Origin of the sequence: Mucilaginibacter sp. UR6-11 (assembly GCF_020880695.1) — a bacterium.
Lineage (GTDB): Bacteria > Bacteroidota > Bacteroidia > Sphingobacteriales > Sphingobacteriaceae > Mucilaginibacter.
On the sequence record NZ_JAJIWO010000002.1, the window covers coordinates 811726 to 826884 of the forward strand.

General features: G+C 45.7%; 17 protein-coding genes. 6 read left to right on the forward strand and 11 right to left on the reverse strand.

The genetic code is table 11. From position 1 onward, the window contains the following. Positions 1-15: 15 nt before the first annotated feature. Positions 16-1443 (forward strand): hypothetical protein, encoded by a 1428-nt coding sequence (locus LJ658_RS08875; RefSeq protein WP_230546129.1) that lies wholly within the window; start codon positions 16-18, stop codon positions 1441-1443. A gap of 40 nt (positions 1444-1483) precedes the next feature. Then, positions 1484-2629, forward strand: a complete 1146-nt coding sequence (locus tag LJ658_RS08880) for a metallophosphoesterase (RefSeq protein WP_230546130.1) — start codon at positions 1484-1486, stop codon at positions 2627-2629. 107 nt (positions 2630-2736) lie between these two features. On the opposite strand, the gene LJ658_RS08885 is transcribed toward LJ658_RS08880, so the two are convergent. The 6 genes from LJ658_RS08885 to LJ658_RS08910 form a co-directional block, all read right to left on the reverse strand. After that, on the reverse strand, positions 2737-3513 hold the full coding sequence (locus LJ658_RS08885) for a hypothetical protein (protein WP_230546131.1): 777 nt from the start codon (positions 3511-3513) through the stop codon (positions 2737-2739). A 260-nt stretch (positions 3514-3773) separates the two neighbouring features. Next, a complete protein-coding gene (locus tag LJ658_RS08890) occupies positions 3774-4493 on the reverse strand; it encodes a LytTR family DNA-binding domain-containing protein (RefSeq protein WP_230546132.1) in 720 nt (239 codons plus the stop codon). Then, positions 4490-5506: a sensor histidine kinase gene (locus tag LJ658_RS08895; RefSeq protein WP_230546133.1), complete on the reverse strand. Its 1017-nt coding sequence runs from the start codon at positions 5504-5506 to the stop codon at positions 4490-4492. The genes LJ658_RS08890 and LJ658_RS08895 overlap by 4 nt, the downstream gene beginning before the upstream one ends. 51 nt (positions 5507-5557) lie before the next feature. Then, entirely contained in the window at positions 5558-5965 is a 408-nt protein-coding gene (locus LJ658_RS08900; RefSeq protein WP_230546134.1) for a c-type cytochrome, read from the reverse strand. Then, a complete protein-coding gene (locus LJ658_RS08905; protein ID WP_230546135.1) occupies positions 5962-6510 on the reverse strand; it encodes a YceI family protein in 549 nt (182 codons plus the stop codon). Before LJ658_RS08905 ends, LJ658_RS08900 begins: the two co-directional genes overlap by 4 nt. A 10-nt stretch (positions 6511-6520) precedes the next feature. Continuing rightward, the gene (locus LJ658_RS08910; RefSeq protein WP_230546136.1) at positions 6521-7540 is read right to left on the reverse strand and encodes a metallophosphoesterase; all 1020 of its coding nucleotides are present in this window, start codon (positions 7538-7540) and stop codon (positions 6521-6523) included. Positions 7541-7566: 26 nt separating this feature from the next. Here LJ658_RS08910 and LJ658_RS08915 point away from each other — a divergent pair, with 26 nt between their 5' ends. Both LJ658_RS08915 and ettA read left to right on the forward strand, forming a co-directional pair. Next, positions 7567-7839, forward strand: a complete 273-nt coding sequence (locus tag LJ658_RS08915) for a hypothetical protein (protein WP_230546137.1) — start codon at positions 7567-7569, stop codon at positions 7837-7839. A 9-nt stretch (positions 7840-7848) separates the two neighbouring features. Continuing rightward, complete coding sequence (gene ettA, locus LJ658_RS08920; RefSeq protein WP_230546138.1) at positions 7849-9531, forward strand: energy-dependent translational throttle protein EttA; 1683 nt, start codon at positions 7849-7851, stop codon at positions 9529-9531. Positions 9532-9631: 100 nt separating this feature from the next. On the opposite strand, the gene lepB is transcribed toward ettA, so the two are convergent. From lepB to LJ658_RS08945, 5 genes are all read right to left on the reverse strand, one after another. Then, a complete protein-coding gene (lepB, locus tag LJ658_RS08925) occupies positions 9632-10735 on the reverse strand; it encodes a signal peptidase I (RefSeq protein ID WP_230546139.1) in 1104 nt (367 codons plus the stop codon). Positions 10736-10795: 60 nt separating this feature from the next. Beyond that, positions 10796-11437: a hypothetical protein gene (locus tag LJ658_RS08930; protein WP_230546140.1), complete on the reverse strand. Its 642-nt coding sequence runs from the start codon at positions 11435-11437 to the stop codon at positions 10796-10798. Positions 11438-11449: 12 nt separating this feature from the next. Then, complete coding sequence (locus LJ658_RS08935; protein ID WP_230546141.1) at positions 11450-11668, reverse strand: DUF2442 domain-containing protein; 219 nt, start codon at positions 11666-11668, stop codon at positions 11450-11452. Between the two features lie 52 nt (positions 11669-11720). Continuing rightward, a complete protein-coding gene (locus tag LJ658_RS08940) occupies positions 11721-12446 on the reverse strand; it encodes a YebC/PmpR family DNA-binding transcriptional regulator (RefSeq protein WP_230546142.1) in 726 nt (241 codons plus the stop codon). A gap of 69 nt (positions 12447-12515) precedes the next feature. Beyond that, positions 12516-13460: an NAD-dependent epimerase/dehydratase family protein gene (locus LJ658_RS08945; RefSeq protein ID WP_230546143.1), complete on the reverse strand. Its 945-nt coding sequence runs from the start codon at positions 13458-13460 to the stop codon at positions 12516-12518. 66 nt (positions 13461-13526) lie between these two features. Between LJ658_RS08945 and LJ658_RS08950 the strand changes: the two genes are divergently transcribed. Continuing rightward, on the forward strand, positions 13527-13688 hold the full coding sequence (locus tag LJ658_RS08950) for a hypothetical protein (protein WP_230546144.1): 162 nt from the start codon (positions 13527-13529) through the stop codon (positions 13686-13688). 308 nt (positions 13689-13996) lie between these two features. Further along, positions 13997-15004 carry an aspartate-semialdehyde dehydrogenase gene (locus tag LJ658_RS08955; RefSeq protein ID WP_230546145.1) on the forward strand — a complete coding sequence of 336 codons (1008 nt, stop codon included), beginning with the start codon at positions 13997-13999 and terminating at the stop codon, positions 15002-15004. The last annotated feature ends 155 nt before the right edge of the window (positions 15005-15159 follow it).

Here is a 15159-nt window from a genome sequence, read left to right on the forward strand (position 1 = left end):
AATAATACATTTAAAATGAAAAAGATATTATTTCCGGCGATTTTGATGGTAATTACCATATCATTTGCGGGTTGCAAAAAATGGAGCGGCGAGCATAGGGATATTTATAGCTATACCCCACCGGCCGCAAACCCTGTTAGCGACAAGGCCCCATTATCATGCAGCGGATCCGGCACTTCGGTTGTGTCGGTAAAAGGCACAATGCTTACCGGTAAAACTTATAGCGTTGAGGCTGGTTGCGATTTGGTAATTAACCCTCTCGATACTTTATTAATGCAGCCGGGGGTTACGTTAAATATGGGAGCCGGTAGCAGTATTATTGCATTGGGCACACTGGTTAGTAACGGCTCGAAGGATCGTCCTAATTTTATTACTGTTGCCGGTGTTACTAAAATTGACGCGCCCGGTACGGTTACGGCTAAGTCTGATCCGGCGTTTGCGGGTAAGTGGAAAGGTATAATTGGCGGCCCCAGCTGTAACTTAATGGTTTTAAGATGGACGCATGTTGAGTTTGCCGGTGGCACAGAAGGCGACGCTACTGCTAAACTTGCGGGCTCGGGTACGGGCAACCAATACAGCATATTATTTGCCAATTATAAAGGTAACTTTATCATGGAGGACTCCTGGTTATATGGCGGCGTTGATGATCCGATTCGTATATCGTCAGGCAAAGTTGCCATATTCCGCAATACATTTGAGAAGAACGGTGTAAGTGGCGGCGATTGCTTAAATTTAAAGGGCGGCTCGACCGGAACCTTAGCTTATAACTTCTTTATCGGTACAGCAACAAACGGACAAAAAGCTTCTAACAAGGGCCAGGCTGTTGGCGCGCCCCAAACCAACATTGTAATGTATAATAATACATTTATAAGCGGCGGTTACCGGCAGGTGCAAAGCGGCCGCGGGGGTTCAATAAATTTTGAAGAAGGCGCAGCCGGTATGTATTACAATAACGTAGCTGTTAATTGCAAATATGGCTACCGCGTAGTTGGCAGTCCGATTGCCGATGTGGCCCATCTTAGTTACGGTAATAATTTCCAATACGCCGATTCGCTTTTTGTAGCCAATCAGTTTTATCCAACAGGCTATATTACGCAACCGCAAACCACCGACATCCCTTCAATAACTACGTCTGCTAAATATTTACCTGCCGGCTATACGCCCGGTTCTGTTTATGACGGTACAGACGTGGTGCAAAAAAACAACCCCATGTTTATTAATTTCCCTTTGCCTGCAACGGGTCATCCGTTGGCGCAATACAATGCTTTAAACGGGTATAATTTCAGGTTACAGGCATCGTCACCATTAATAGGCAAAGGCAATACAACTATTAAACCGTTAATTTTAGTTCCGTTAGATCCGGTTTATGGGTTATCGGAAGCTACCCCGCCCGGAGCCGACCTGGGCTGCTACCAGATAAACGGTGTAGGCAACCAACATTAAAATATTACGTCAGGGCCCGCAAGGGCCCTTATTTATTTATATGAAGCTTAAAAAATTATTAACCGGCCTGGCATTGATATGCCCGTCACTGGCAATGAGCCAGGTGACCCAAATGGTATTTATATCTGATGTACATTACGGCATCACCCGCAAAAACTTCAGGGGTGCCACCCACGTAAACGCACAGCTGGTAAACCAGGCCCTGATAAAGCAATTAAATATTTTACCCCTGTTAACCCTGCCGGCAGACCATGGCGTTGGTTCCGGAAAAAAGATAGCCGCGGTAGACTACCTGATAGAAACCGGAGACATTGCCAACCGGATGGAGCCACCCTATCAAACTGCTGCCATAAGCTGGCAGCAGTTTTGGTCGGATTACGGCCACCGGCTCACGCTGGTTGACGGCGAACATCAACTTGTTAAACTGCTGCTGGTACCCGGTAACCATGATATCTCGAACGCGATTGGCAGCAGCAAGCTTATGCAACCTAAAACAGACCCCACGGCTTTGGTACAGCTATACAATAGGATGATGAAGCCCGCCCAGCCAAAAACTAACGAAAGTTATAACTACGTTACGGATAAGATCAATTACTCGGTAAATGTACACGGGGTGCATATGCTGTTCATCACTGTGTGGCCGGACTCGGTAGAACGGATATGGATGCAGAAAGATCTGCAGAAAGTACCGGAAACTACCCCCGTTATTATATTTTGCCATGATCCGCCGATTGCCGATCCGAAACATTTTACCAACCCATTACCACCGTATGAGATGACGGCCGAAAACAAGTTTGAAAATATCATACCCGAACATTATAAAGAAGGTAGCAATGCGTTTAAAGATGAGGAGGCCACTGCTATTGAACAACGTGGCTGGGTAACATTTTTAAAGGCCCATCCCAATATCAGGGCTTACTTTCACGGACATAGTAATTATAACGAGTTTTACGTTTATCACGGCCCTGATCATGATGTGGCGCTTAACACGTTCAGGGTTGATTCGCCAATGAAAGGTAAATATTCCGCAACGGATGAAACAAAGTTATCCTTTCAGCTTTTAACGCTCGACGCTTCAACACTGCAATTAACCGTACGCGAATGCTTATGGAACACCAACCCTGAATCGCCGGCTGCGCCTACAATTTTTGGTGCTTCTGAAACTATAGATTTAAAGGTAAAGTAACCCGCCGGGCTGCCTGCCTTTAAAGTTGCTGATTATAAAAAGAAAGCGCCGGGGCATTATGCCCCGGCGCTTTCTTTTTACCCGTAGGTATGGTGTTTGTTAACCGGTTATTTTTTGGTGTAAGCACCGGTAAGCAGGTTCACCAGGTAAACATTGGTACCGATGGTTAATGTTGCCTGGTTGTTGCCGTTAAATACCAGGTTGCCGGTAAAGTTAAATGCCCCGGAAGGTGCAGTGCCCGATACTGTAATAACCGCGCTGCCGCTAACTACGGCCCGGCCCGGTTTGCTTAACGTTACATTGCTGGCTGTAATTACCACGGTGCTGTTGCCGCTGGCCTTGCTGCCTACTTTTGAGTTGAAAGCACCATTACGGGTATAGGTACCATTGATAACAAAGTTGGTAGCACTGCTGCTTAAACCGCCGATAGTAACGGTTGACGTACCCGAATCGGTTGAGCTTAGGCGTGGGCCATCAAAACTGCCGTGGAAAGTAATACTGTTAATCAGGTTGTCGGGCTGGTTGTTGGCATTGCAGTTTAGTGTACGCATGTATTTATAAAATGCGGTAAACGTAACGGCCGAGTTACTGCCGTTAAAGTTCAGGCTATCGGCTACCGTGGTGCCGCAGGCCTGGTGTACAGACGCAGTGCCGGTTGAATTAACCGCCTGTCCGCCACCATTTACCGAATTAACATTTTGCGCATTGGCGCTAATGTTATCAGCTACGCTGGCGAAACCAAATGAGTTTGCCGAGATAGCGCCGACAGCCATATCCATAGCTTCGTCAGTAGTTACACTGGCAGTAGGATTGTTTGCTGATTTTTTACACGAAATTGCAAACAGCAATAACGGAATGATTAATGTGAATCTTAACGCTTTCATAATCTTTGAGGGGTTATAGTTATGTTTAATGTTTGTTGCTTTGCTATGACATAACGCAATTGTAATGGTTTAGTTACAATTAAATATTTTTTTAAATAGCGTCAGTTGGTATACGTGAACGCGGTGCCGATTGTTGTGCGCATGAAAGCCGGGTGCCGCAAAACGGATGTTAGCAACCGCGTGCAGCATTAAACAGCACTGTTAATTAATAACTTAAATTAGATGTGATTATTTTGTCTGCTGTGATATTACCGACGCAATTAGCGTTTAAAAAACTTCCCCTGGAGTATTCTTTTTATAGCTTCGTCATAAAAGCTTTGCCCGATAGTGATCTTTGCGAGGCCGACGTCCAGCATATTGCCTTCAATACTATTGATCTTATCCAGGTTAATGATATAGCTTTTATGCACCTGCAAAAACAGGGCAGGCGGGAGCTTTTCCTGTATCCCTTTGATGGTAAGGTAAACCACCAGCTTTTTAGGGATAGTATACAACGTTATGTAATTGGCCATCGCCTCAATATAAACCAACTCGTTGTAGTTTACGCGCTCAATTTTATTGTCGCATTTTACATAGAAATACGCATCAGTGCTTTTACCTGCCGGTTCCTGTATTTGTTCCAGCGATTTTAGCCTGAGCGCTTTTTGGGCGGCTTTTATAAAACGATCCAGCGAAAAAGGTTTGACCAGGTAATCAACCACCGCCATTTCAAAGCCATCCAGCGCATACTGGCCATAAGCGGTCGTCATGATCACCATGGGCAGGTTGGTTGCCGATTTTAAAAACTGGAACCCGTTCATTTTGGGCATATTCACATCCAGGAATATCAGGTCGATATCCAACTCATTTAATAATCCGGTAGCTTTTACGGGGTTCTCTGCCGTGCCGGCCAGCCTTAAAAAATCAGTCTCCTCTATATATTCCTGTAAAAGCTTACGGGCAATAGGTTCGTCGTCAATAATAAGGCAGTTCAGGATCATATGCCGGACAAAATTAAAGTAACTTCATAATAACAATCATCATCCAACAGGGATAAGCTGTGCTTGCCGGGGTACAGGATCTCTAACCGCCTGCGTGTATTTGCTACGCCCAACCCTGACGACTTTTCGGTTAAATTAACAAACGCCTCCCGGGTATTATAAACCTTAAACGTTAACACGCCATTTTCGTATTTAAGGGAGATATCAACCCTGTTTTCCTTATTCCCATTAAAGCCGATATATTTAAAAGCATTTTCAATAAAAGTAATAAACAGCAGCGGCGCTACCATTATTTGCCCGTTAATATTATCGGCATTAAAGGTTACCATTATTCGCTCGTCTATGCGGCCTTTTTGTATAGCCAGGTAGTTTTTAATATAATTGATCTCGCTGTCCAATTCAATCTGTTCAACATTGCACTCATACAGTTGGTAACGCAGCATCTCTGAAAACACCAGCAGCATGTTCCTGGCATCTTTGTTTGTTTTATCAATATGCCCGTAAATAGAGTTGATAGAATTAAACAAAAAATGCGGGTTAAACTGCGCGCGTAAAAAGTTAAGTTCGTTGGTGGCTTTTTCTTTCTCGATCTGCTCGATATAGAGCTGCGACCGGATCTTTTCGATCACCATTTTAGCCGCCAGGATACAGATCACCCAAAACAAAATATTGACAAACGAATCAAAAAAGATTGACAGGTAATTAAACTGCGGATGCGGCACCTTAAAAACAGTGGTAACCACAAACACCGATACCGGGATGCGCACCAGGGCGGTTAGCATGATCCCCCCTAAAAACAGCAAACCAAAAACCACATAACGCCGCTTGTTAAGCAACTGCGGGATGGTATACAGCGTGTTAAAATAATAGTTGACAGCGATAAACACCAGGTAGCAAAATTGAATGGTGATGGCATGCGTTAACACCAGCGTGCCGTTCCTGAAAATAAAGATCCAGAAAAGGTAGGCCAGCAGCCAAAAGCCCAGGTGATATGTTAATTTATTGATCTTCAAGGATTGCGGATGTTTAACGGGCGAAAGTTACCAAAACTGTTTAGTTTTTTATTACTCAACACCATCCGGAAATGGCTGCCCTTTATGGCAGGTATTGCAGGACACCACCAGCGCGTCGCTGCCAATTTTAGGGTGCTTTACTTTAAGATATTTTTTATTGATGCCGATGGTCATGCGCATCATTTGGCGCGCTATCTCTTTTTCAGGCCTGGCGTCGCTGGCAAAATCAAGTCCACGGCCGTTTTTATTACCGGCATGACAAAAGCTGCAGTTTACACCCAGCGCGTCCTGGAAATCGTCAACCATGATCCCTTGTAATTCTTTGGCGCTGATGTTTTTTGGCAGTACTTTTAAATTGGTGTAGCGTACCGGTTCGGCTGCTTTAAAAGCGCTGGCGGCCATCAGGGATACCGCAATTGCAAGCGATGTTATAATCGCGGCTGTTCTGTTTATTCTCATGAGCTGGCCTGGCTTTTGGTGGCGGTTACATCCAACACAACTTCCAGTTCGTCGGCAACGGTACTGGTACCGCCCACGCCAAAATCTTTTCGTTTCATTTTAAACGAGCCCTTAAACTGGTAGCCGCGGGCAATTGCGGTTGCTGAAAACGGAAACTGTATGGCCTGCGTTTTTCCTTTTATAGTTAGCTGCCCGTTTAACATATACAGGCCGATTTTATTGGTCGGCATAACTTTGCTGACTGTTAAACGGATGTTAGGATAATTCCTGGCGTCAAAAAAGCTACTGCCTTTTAAATGTTCATCGCGCAGGTTATTATCCGTGTTGATGGTGGCCGTTTTAATGGTTACATCAAACGAGCTGGCGGCAAGGCTTTGAGGGTCGAAACTGATATTTCCCTCAAAGCCCGTGAATGATCCGTCCACATCAAAACCCAGGTTTTTGATGGTGAATTTTAGTGTCGAAGCCTGCTCAACCGGTTTAAGCTGGGCATGGCTTACAGCAGCGGCAAATAAAAGCAGCAACAGGGTAGTAATACGTTTCATTTTAGGCTGATTATTTTTTGTCCGCAGCCGCGTCGGCTGCTATTAAAGGGGTATCGGTTATGGCAAGCGTATGGTTATGCTCAACATAATTAACGCTGGTTAAACCCAGCATTGAGCGTAATTTATCAGCCGGTACTTTCATCGGGCCCGGCCCCGGCGCGGTACCCGGAACAGGCTGCGGGAACGCTGTTGAATTGGCGGTATGGAACGTAATATTACCTTCAACCTTTTGGATAGTTTGATGGATATGTCCGTTTAATACCGACACCGACCCAAAGCGTTTAAGCAAAGTTAAGGCCTGCGCGCTATCGTCAGTGCCCCAGCCCCATTGCGGATAGATTGCCCAAAGCGGAATATGCGCAAACACCACAACAGGTGTGCTGTTTGATAAGGGTTTCAAATCATTCTCCAGCCATTTTAATTGTTCCGCGCCAATGTACCCCAGGCCGCCGTCAACATGGTTGGTAACGTTTACCAGGCCAATAAAATGCACGCCGTGCGAATCAAAGCTGTACCAGCCGTCGCCTAAGGTGCCTTTGCCGTAGCGCTCCAAATAAAGTTTGCCGTTATCGGTTACATCATGCTCGCCGGGTACATAAAATATTTTTTCGGTTTTTACCGCTTTTAATGATTGCTCCAGCGTGTCAAACTCCTCGGCCTGTGCAAGGTGTGATAAATCGCCGGTATGTAATACAAACGATGGTGCGGTGGGCATCACATTAATTTTTGCTATGGCGGCGTTAAGGGTGCCTAACACATCGGTATTAGCAGGTTTGTTAAAGCCGATATGGCTATCGCTGATCTGCACAAAACTGAAATCGGATGCCGGAACGATCAATCCCTTTTTAAGGCCGCCGGTAGTTTTGTCCGTTAGTTGGCTCATGCCATATGATTTTAATACGCCGCCCGACATCATCCAAAGCACGCCGGTACCCGCCCAGGCCATACATTCTAAAAAACCGCGGCGGTCAATGCCGTCATTGTTGCCTTCGGGTGCGGCGTGGTCGGGGTGGTGAAAATGGTTCTTCATATCAAAGTTATTTTTGTGATTTAATAATGATGATGCGAAGAAAAACAAACCCGATAGCCCTTTATAATATTTTACATCACCGGGGCTTATTACTTGATGAACGTGCCGGTTGGCCCAATTTATGCCGGGACGCTACAGACCCCTCTATCTGCAAACAGGCAGCTCCCGGCCATTTACTTTCTGGCTTTACGTTTGCACTTGGCTTTACTATTGTTCATATTTGCGTCGATATTTCTATCAAAACAAAATCATTCACCCAATCACTTCCTGATAAGCTATCGGGATCAACTATTCAATAATTAACATACATGGCAGACGAAAAAATAATTTTTTCAATGGCCGGGGTAAGCAAAGTATATCCCCCGCAAAAAACAGTATTAAAAAACATCTACCTGAGCTTTTTTTATGGCGCTAAAATCGGCGTTATCGGTTTAAACGGCTCGGGTAAGTCATCCCTGTTAAAGATCATTGCAGGTATTGATAAAACCAATATAGGCGAGGTTGTATTTTCGCCGGGCTATACCGTAGGTTACCTGAGCCAGGAGCCGGAGCTTGACCCTAACAAAACCGTACGCGAAATTGTGGAAGAAGGCGTAAGCGAAACCACCGCCCTTTTGAAAGAATACGAGGAGATCAACGAAAAATTTGGCCTGCCCGAGTATTATGAAGATGCCGATAAAATGGATAAACTGATGGCCCGCCAGGGCGAACTGCAGGACCAGATTGACGCAGTTAATGCCTGGGAGCTTGACACCAAACTGGAGCGCGCCATGGACGCCCTGCGCTGCCCGGAGCCTGATACTAAAATATCGGTATTATCAGGAGGCGAGCGACGCCGTGTGGCGCTATGCCGTTTATTGTTAAAAGAGCCAGATGTGTTGTTGCTGGATGAGCCTACCAATCACCTGGATGCCGAATCAATTGATTGGCTGGAACAACACTTAAAGCAATATAAAGGTACCGTGATTGCCGTAACGCACGACAGGTATTTCCTGGACAACGTGGCCGGCTGGATCCTGGAGCTTGACCGCGGCGAGGGCATCCCCTGGAAAGGTAATTACTCTACTTGGTTAGAGCAAAAAGCAAAACGTTTGGCCCAGGAGGATAAAACCGAAGGCAAGCGCCAAAAAGCACTGGAGCGCGAGCTGGAATGGGTGCGCATGGGCCCTAAGGGCCGGCATACCAAATCAAAGGCACGTTTATCAAATTACGACAAACTAGCCTCTGAAGAAACTAAAGAACGCGAAGAAAAACTGGAGCTGTTTATCCCACCTGGTCCGCGTTTGGGCAATGTGGTGATCGAAGCCAACGGCGTAAGCAAAAGCTATGGCGATAAATTATTGTTTGATAACCTGAGCTTCTCACTGCCACCTGCCGGTATTGTAGGTATTATCGGCCCTAACGGCGCGGGTAAAACCACGCTGTTCCGTTTAATTACGGGGCAGGACCAACCCGATGCAGGCACTTTCCGCGTTGGTGAAACGGTAGCCCTGGGTTATGTTGACCAGCTGCATGATGACCTTGACCCCAATAAATCTGTTTGGGAAAACGTAACCGGCGGACTGGAAACCATTATGGTGGGTAACCGCCCGCTTAATTCAAGGGCCTACGTATCGCGCTTTAACTTTAATGGGGCCGATCAGCAGAAAAAAGTTGGTGTTTTATCGGGTGGTGAGCGTAACCGCGTGCATTTATCCATCACCCTTAAAAAAGGCAGTAACGTATTGTTACTGGATGAGCCTACCAATGATATTGACGTAAACACGTTGCGTGCGTTGGAAGAAGCTTTAGAGAACTTCGGCGGCTGCGCGGTGGTGATCAGTCACGATCGCTGGTTCCTTGACCGTATCTGTACGCATATCCTGGCATTTGAAGGTAATTCGCAGGTTTATTTCTTTGAGGGTAACTACTCTGACTATGAAGAGAACCGTAAAAAACGTTTGGGCGACGTTGGGCCGAAACGGATAAAATATAAAAAGCTGACGGTGTAAAAATTAAAGGCCGGCCGAATGGTCGGCCTTTAATTTTTATGTTATTTCAGGCATAGCCAATGATCTTATATCATACGCCCCTTGCTAAGCTGACAAAATGTTAATCAATCGGCCTTAAAACCCGGTTCCATCTTACACGGTTAAAAATACTGCGGGTAGAATCGGTGCTGAACCAGGTCAATACCGCTTTGCCGATGATGTGATCCTCAGGCACATATCCCCAAAATCTCGAATCCAGCGAATTATGGCGGTTATCGCCCATCATCCAGTAGTAATCCATTTTAAATGTATAGCTGTCGGCCTTCCTGCCATTTATCAATATGGCTTTGCCATTTACCGCGACTTTATTGTTTTCATACACTTCTATCGCCCGGCGGTATAAAGTAAGGGTCGAATCATTTAACGGTGTTGTCCAGCCCTTTTTCGGTAGCCTTATGGGCCCGAAGTTATCGAGGTTCCATTTAAAGTTTGGATTATGCGGGAAGATCTCCGGGTCATAAATACCCGCTTTAGCAATAACCGGCGTAACGCTTTTGATGTTGGAATAACCTTTTATAACAGCCGCAGCTGATGCAGGCATTACCATTTCGTAAGTGTCAGGCGACAGTTGATTTTGGATGGTGATGTTTTGTTCCTTCAATATTTCAGGGTTGATATCCAGGCCCGTTGTCACCACGTCGTATGACATTTGTTGTTTCGGCGCGTTTGGCGAGGGTTTGCCGTTGATATAAACCTGTGTGTTAACAATGCTTAACACATCGCCGGGGATAGCCTGGCAGCGTTTAATCAAACAGGTGCGCTCATCAACCGGGAGGTTATATTCTGGTCCGGCTTCGTCAGGTTTGTTAAAAACAACAATATCCTGGTTCTTTACGTGGGTAAACCCGGGGAGCCTTAAGTAAGGTAATTGCAGGGCATCCCAGTAAGTTTTAACGCCATATAGGGTAGGCTCGGTAAACGGTATCGCCAACGGTGTATTGGCCATGCGCGGGCCATAGCTTATTTTACTTACAAAAAGGTAATCGCCGGTAAGCTGTGTGCCTTCCATTGATCCGGAAGGAATAGCATAAGCAGAAAACAGCAAACCGCGCACCACGGTTGATACCACTACCGCAAAAACGATAGCATCAACCCACTCGCGGGTTTTAGATTTTTTTGGTTTAACGGTGTTGGTGTTCCTTTTAAAATTCAGCTTCCAATTCATGAGCTTAAGTTTTGATTGCAAAACTTAGACGGTAAAACCCGCAAGTTGTTACACAGAACGTTATTCCTCCGCAGGTGGGGGAGCGGGTTTAGTCACACCGGCTTTAAATCTTGGCGTGAAACCGATCTTCGGTTTCTCTTCGGCGGGTGCTTCCCCAGGTTTTTGTTCTTCGGATGGTATTTCAGCAGGCTTGGTCACCCCCGCTTTAAATCTTGGCGTGAAACCGATCTTCGGTTTCTCTTCAGCGGGCGCTTCCTCAGGTTTTTGTTCTTCGGATGCTGTTTCAATGGGTTTGGTTACACCGGCTTTAAATCTTGGTGTGAAACCAACTTTAGGTGCAGGGGTTACCGGAGCATCTTCTTTTTTCTCTTCAGCTATTTCGGCAACAGGCTTGGGCGGAACGGCTGCTTTAAACCGTGGCGTAAAGCCAGCGTTTGGTGCAGGGGGCGCCATTTCGCTTAAACTATCGTTTACCGTTTGTTCGGCTAACTGGTTTTCTATCTGCGGTTTCTCGGTTTTAACCTCGGGTGCTAACTTATAATTAAGTCGAATTTTATTGAACCAGTATTTCTTGGTATGGTCAAAACTCTTTTCGCCCATTTGTTCGTAGTGTAATTTAAATTCGGCAAACAGCGCCGGTTCGCCTTGTTGTAAGGCAGCCAGGTCTATCCGCTTCTTTTTAAAAAACTCTTCGAAAGTCATAGTATGTTGAATCTATGTTATGGAGATATCCAGATCCAATTTAGTAAAACGGATGCCCTTGTCAGTCTGTACCCAATCTTCGCGCTCTTCGTCGGTAGCGTTCTGCAACTTCGGGAACCACTCCAACATAAACACATCTTGCTTGCCATTTGCCTTTTCAACAATAAGCAAGCCCTGGTTAAAGGTTACTTTAACTTTCTTTTCCTGCTTACGTGTGGTGAATAACGGCATACAATCAAAACTTTATAAATTCGAAATCGGACATCCGAAATTCGAAATCAAACTACTCCGCCATATTATGATAAACCGCCTGCACATCATCATCTTCCTCCAAACGGTCAATCAGTTTTAATACATCAACAGCCTGTTCTTCGGTAACGTCTTTAAATGATTGCGGTATACGCTCTAATTTTGCAGACCTCACTTCGATACCCATCTCCTCCAATGCTTTTTGCATTTTACCAAAATCTTCAAAAGCGGTATGCAGTACAGCTATATCATTTCCTTCCTCATCAGCCTCAACAAAAATATCTTCCAATCCGGCATCTATCAATTCAAACTCCAGCTCTTCCAGGTCACGGTCGCCGGGTACAAAGGTGAAAACCGCTTTCCTGGTAAAAATAAAATCAAGCGACCCGGTTTTACCCAGCGCGCCGTTGTATTTGGTAAAGTAGCTGCGTACGTTAGCTACGGTACGGTTAATATTATCGGTAGCGGTTTCAACCAGTACGGCAACGCCGTGGGCCGCGTAACCTTCGTAAACCAGTTCTTCGTAATCTTTCTCATCGCGGCTGGTAGCGCGTTTTATGGCAGCTTCCACGCGGTCCTTAGGCATGTTAACGGCCTTCGAGTTTTGTACTGCAGTACGCAAACGCGAGTTGGTGTTAACATCTCCACCACCGGCTTTAACGGCCATCACGATCTCTTTACCCAAACGGGTAAACTGTACGGCCATTTTGGCCCAACGCTTAAATTTTCTTTCTTTACGGAATTCGAATGCTCTTCCCATTGTATAATTATTCAATAGTCCATGGTTGATAGCCCCATGGGTTGTAAGGTCAAAGATAAGAGGTTTCTTTTACTTTTTCAGGTTCTCCAACATATCAGCCGTCATGCTGCCCAGGTCAAACTTTTGTTTCCAGCCCCAGTCGTTTTGCGCATAGGTATCGTCAATGCTCTTTGGCCAGCTATCGGCAATGGCCTGGCGCGGGTCGAAATCAGCATAGCTCATTTTAAAATCGGGCAGGTGCTTTTGTATTTCTGCGGATAACTGTGCAGGCGTAAAACTGATGCCGCCCAGGTTGTACGATGAGCGGATACTTATTTGATAAGCCGGGGCCTCCATCAGCTCCAGTGTCGCGCGTATGGCATCTTCCATATACATCATTGGCAGGGCGGTATCGGCTGACAGGAAACTTTCATACTTGCCGTTGGCCAAAGCCTCATGGAAAATATTAACGGCATAGTCGGTAGTTCCACCGCCTGGTTCAGACCGCCAGCCTATCAGGCCGGGGTAACGGATGCTGCGTACATCCAAACCATATTTTACATAGTAGTACTCGCACCAGCGTTCGCCGGCCAGCTTACTAAAGCCGTAAACCGAATTTGGGTCCATGATGCAAAACTGCGGTGTATTTTCGCGTGGCGAATGCGGCCCGAAAACCGCGATAGAGCTTGGCCAGAAAACTTTAGCGGTTTTAAACTCGACAGCCAGGTCAAGGATATGGATTAGGCCGTTCATGTTCAGGTCCCAAGCCAGTTTTGGTTTTTGTTCGCCTACGGCGGACAGGATGGCGGCTAACAGGTACACCTGTGTAGGACGATGTTTTTCAAACAGCTGATGCAGGTTCTCTTTGTCAAGTACATTAGCCAGCTCAAATGGGCCAGCGTTGATTGCCGGGTTATCAGTGCTGCGAATATCGGAAGCTATTACCTGGTCATTACCGTATTTAGCGCGTAGGTTCATGACCAATTCAGTGCCTATCTGGCCATTCGAGCCAAGCACTATTATCTTTTCGTTCATATTGAGTATCAGTTGCAGCAAAGGTAAAAATTTGGATGAAATGATCAGCCTGGATTTTACACCGGTATGTCAGTTATTGCCGGTAGTAAAAACCTGCATTTTTCGGGTATACGGAGCTATGCCGGTAGTAATTTTAGGCGTTTTTCGGGTATGGGGTATTATGCCGGTAGTAATTTTTGCTGCTTACCGGGTGTGAGGGCCTATGCCGGTAGTAAGTTTTTAATTTAACTTATTGATAATTAGCATTTTATTGTAAATCAAAGAACGGGGAGCTGATTTTGGTGACAATCGGGATCTGTATTTTTTGTGGCGGGTTGTTAACGCCGATGTTGTAGCAGCTCCAAACAATATACAAAAAGTCCGGCAATATAATGGTGACCTAAAACGGCAGTTTGCGGCATCATTTACATAAATAATACCTAGTCAGTAAAAAAAGTCCGATATTTGCTTTCCAATAAATAATTATTAATTAACCATTTAAAAAAATGAACCCGCCGTAAGGCAGCTTCATTGCCTTTTAGAAACAAATTAAAAAAATGAAAATCGCAGTTGTAGGCGCCACAGGATTAGTTGGCACTAAAATGTTGCAGGTTCTTGAAGAACGCAACTTCCCCATTACAGAACTATTATTAGTCGCATCAGAGAAAAGTGTAGGTAAAGAGATCACTTTCAAGGGTAAGGCTATAAAGGTTATTTCTGTTGAGGATGCGATAAAACAGAAGCCTGACATCGCCCTATTTTCGGCAGGTGGCAGCACATCATTGGCACAGGCCCCGCTTTTCGCGGCAGCCGGTACTACGGTAATTGATAATTCATCAGCCTGGCGCATGGACCCAACCAAGAAACTGGTTGTGCCCGAAGTGAACGCCGGTGTATTAACTCCCGAAGATAAGATCATCGCCAACCCAAATTGCTCAACCATACAAATGGTAGTGGCTTTAAAACCATTGCACGACAGGTATAAAATTAAACGCGTGGTTGTTTCAACCTATCAGTCAGTAACCGGTACCGGCGTAAAAGCTGTCGACCAGCTAATGAACGAGCGCGCGGGCATTGACGGCCCGATGGCCTACCCATACAAAATTGATTTGAACGTTTTGCCTCATATTGATGTATTTACCGAGAATGGTTACACCAAAGAGGAAATGAAAATGGTTAAAGAAACCAACAAAATTATGGGCGACGAGAGCATCCGTGTTACGGCAACTACTGTACGGATCCCGGTTATGGGTGGTCACTCAGAATCTGTAAACATCGAGTTTGACAATGATTTTGACCTGACTGAAGTAAGAGATATATTAAGCAAAGCCCCGGGCATTATTGTTACCGACGACGTAGCCAACCTGAAATACCCGATGCCGCTTGACGCGCACGATAAGGACGAAGTATTTGTGGGCCGCATCCGCCGCGATGAGAGCCAGCCAAACACTTTAAACTGCTGGATAGTGAGCGACAACCTGCGCAAAGGCGCGGCAACCAATGCAGTACAAATTGCCGAGTACCTGGTAGCTAAGCACCTGGTAGGGCAGGCTGTGGAAGCGTAGCCCCCCACCCCCTGAAGGGGGAGGAATAAATATAAGTAAACAACCCCCACCTAAGGTGGGGGCTTTATTCTAACCTCTGAAAGAGGTATTCGTCAAAACAACTTCAAATCAGTCGAGCCATCTTCTTTTCGTTCTTCCTGCTCCTGATACTTCAC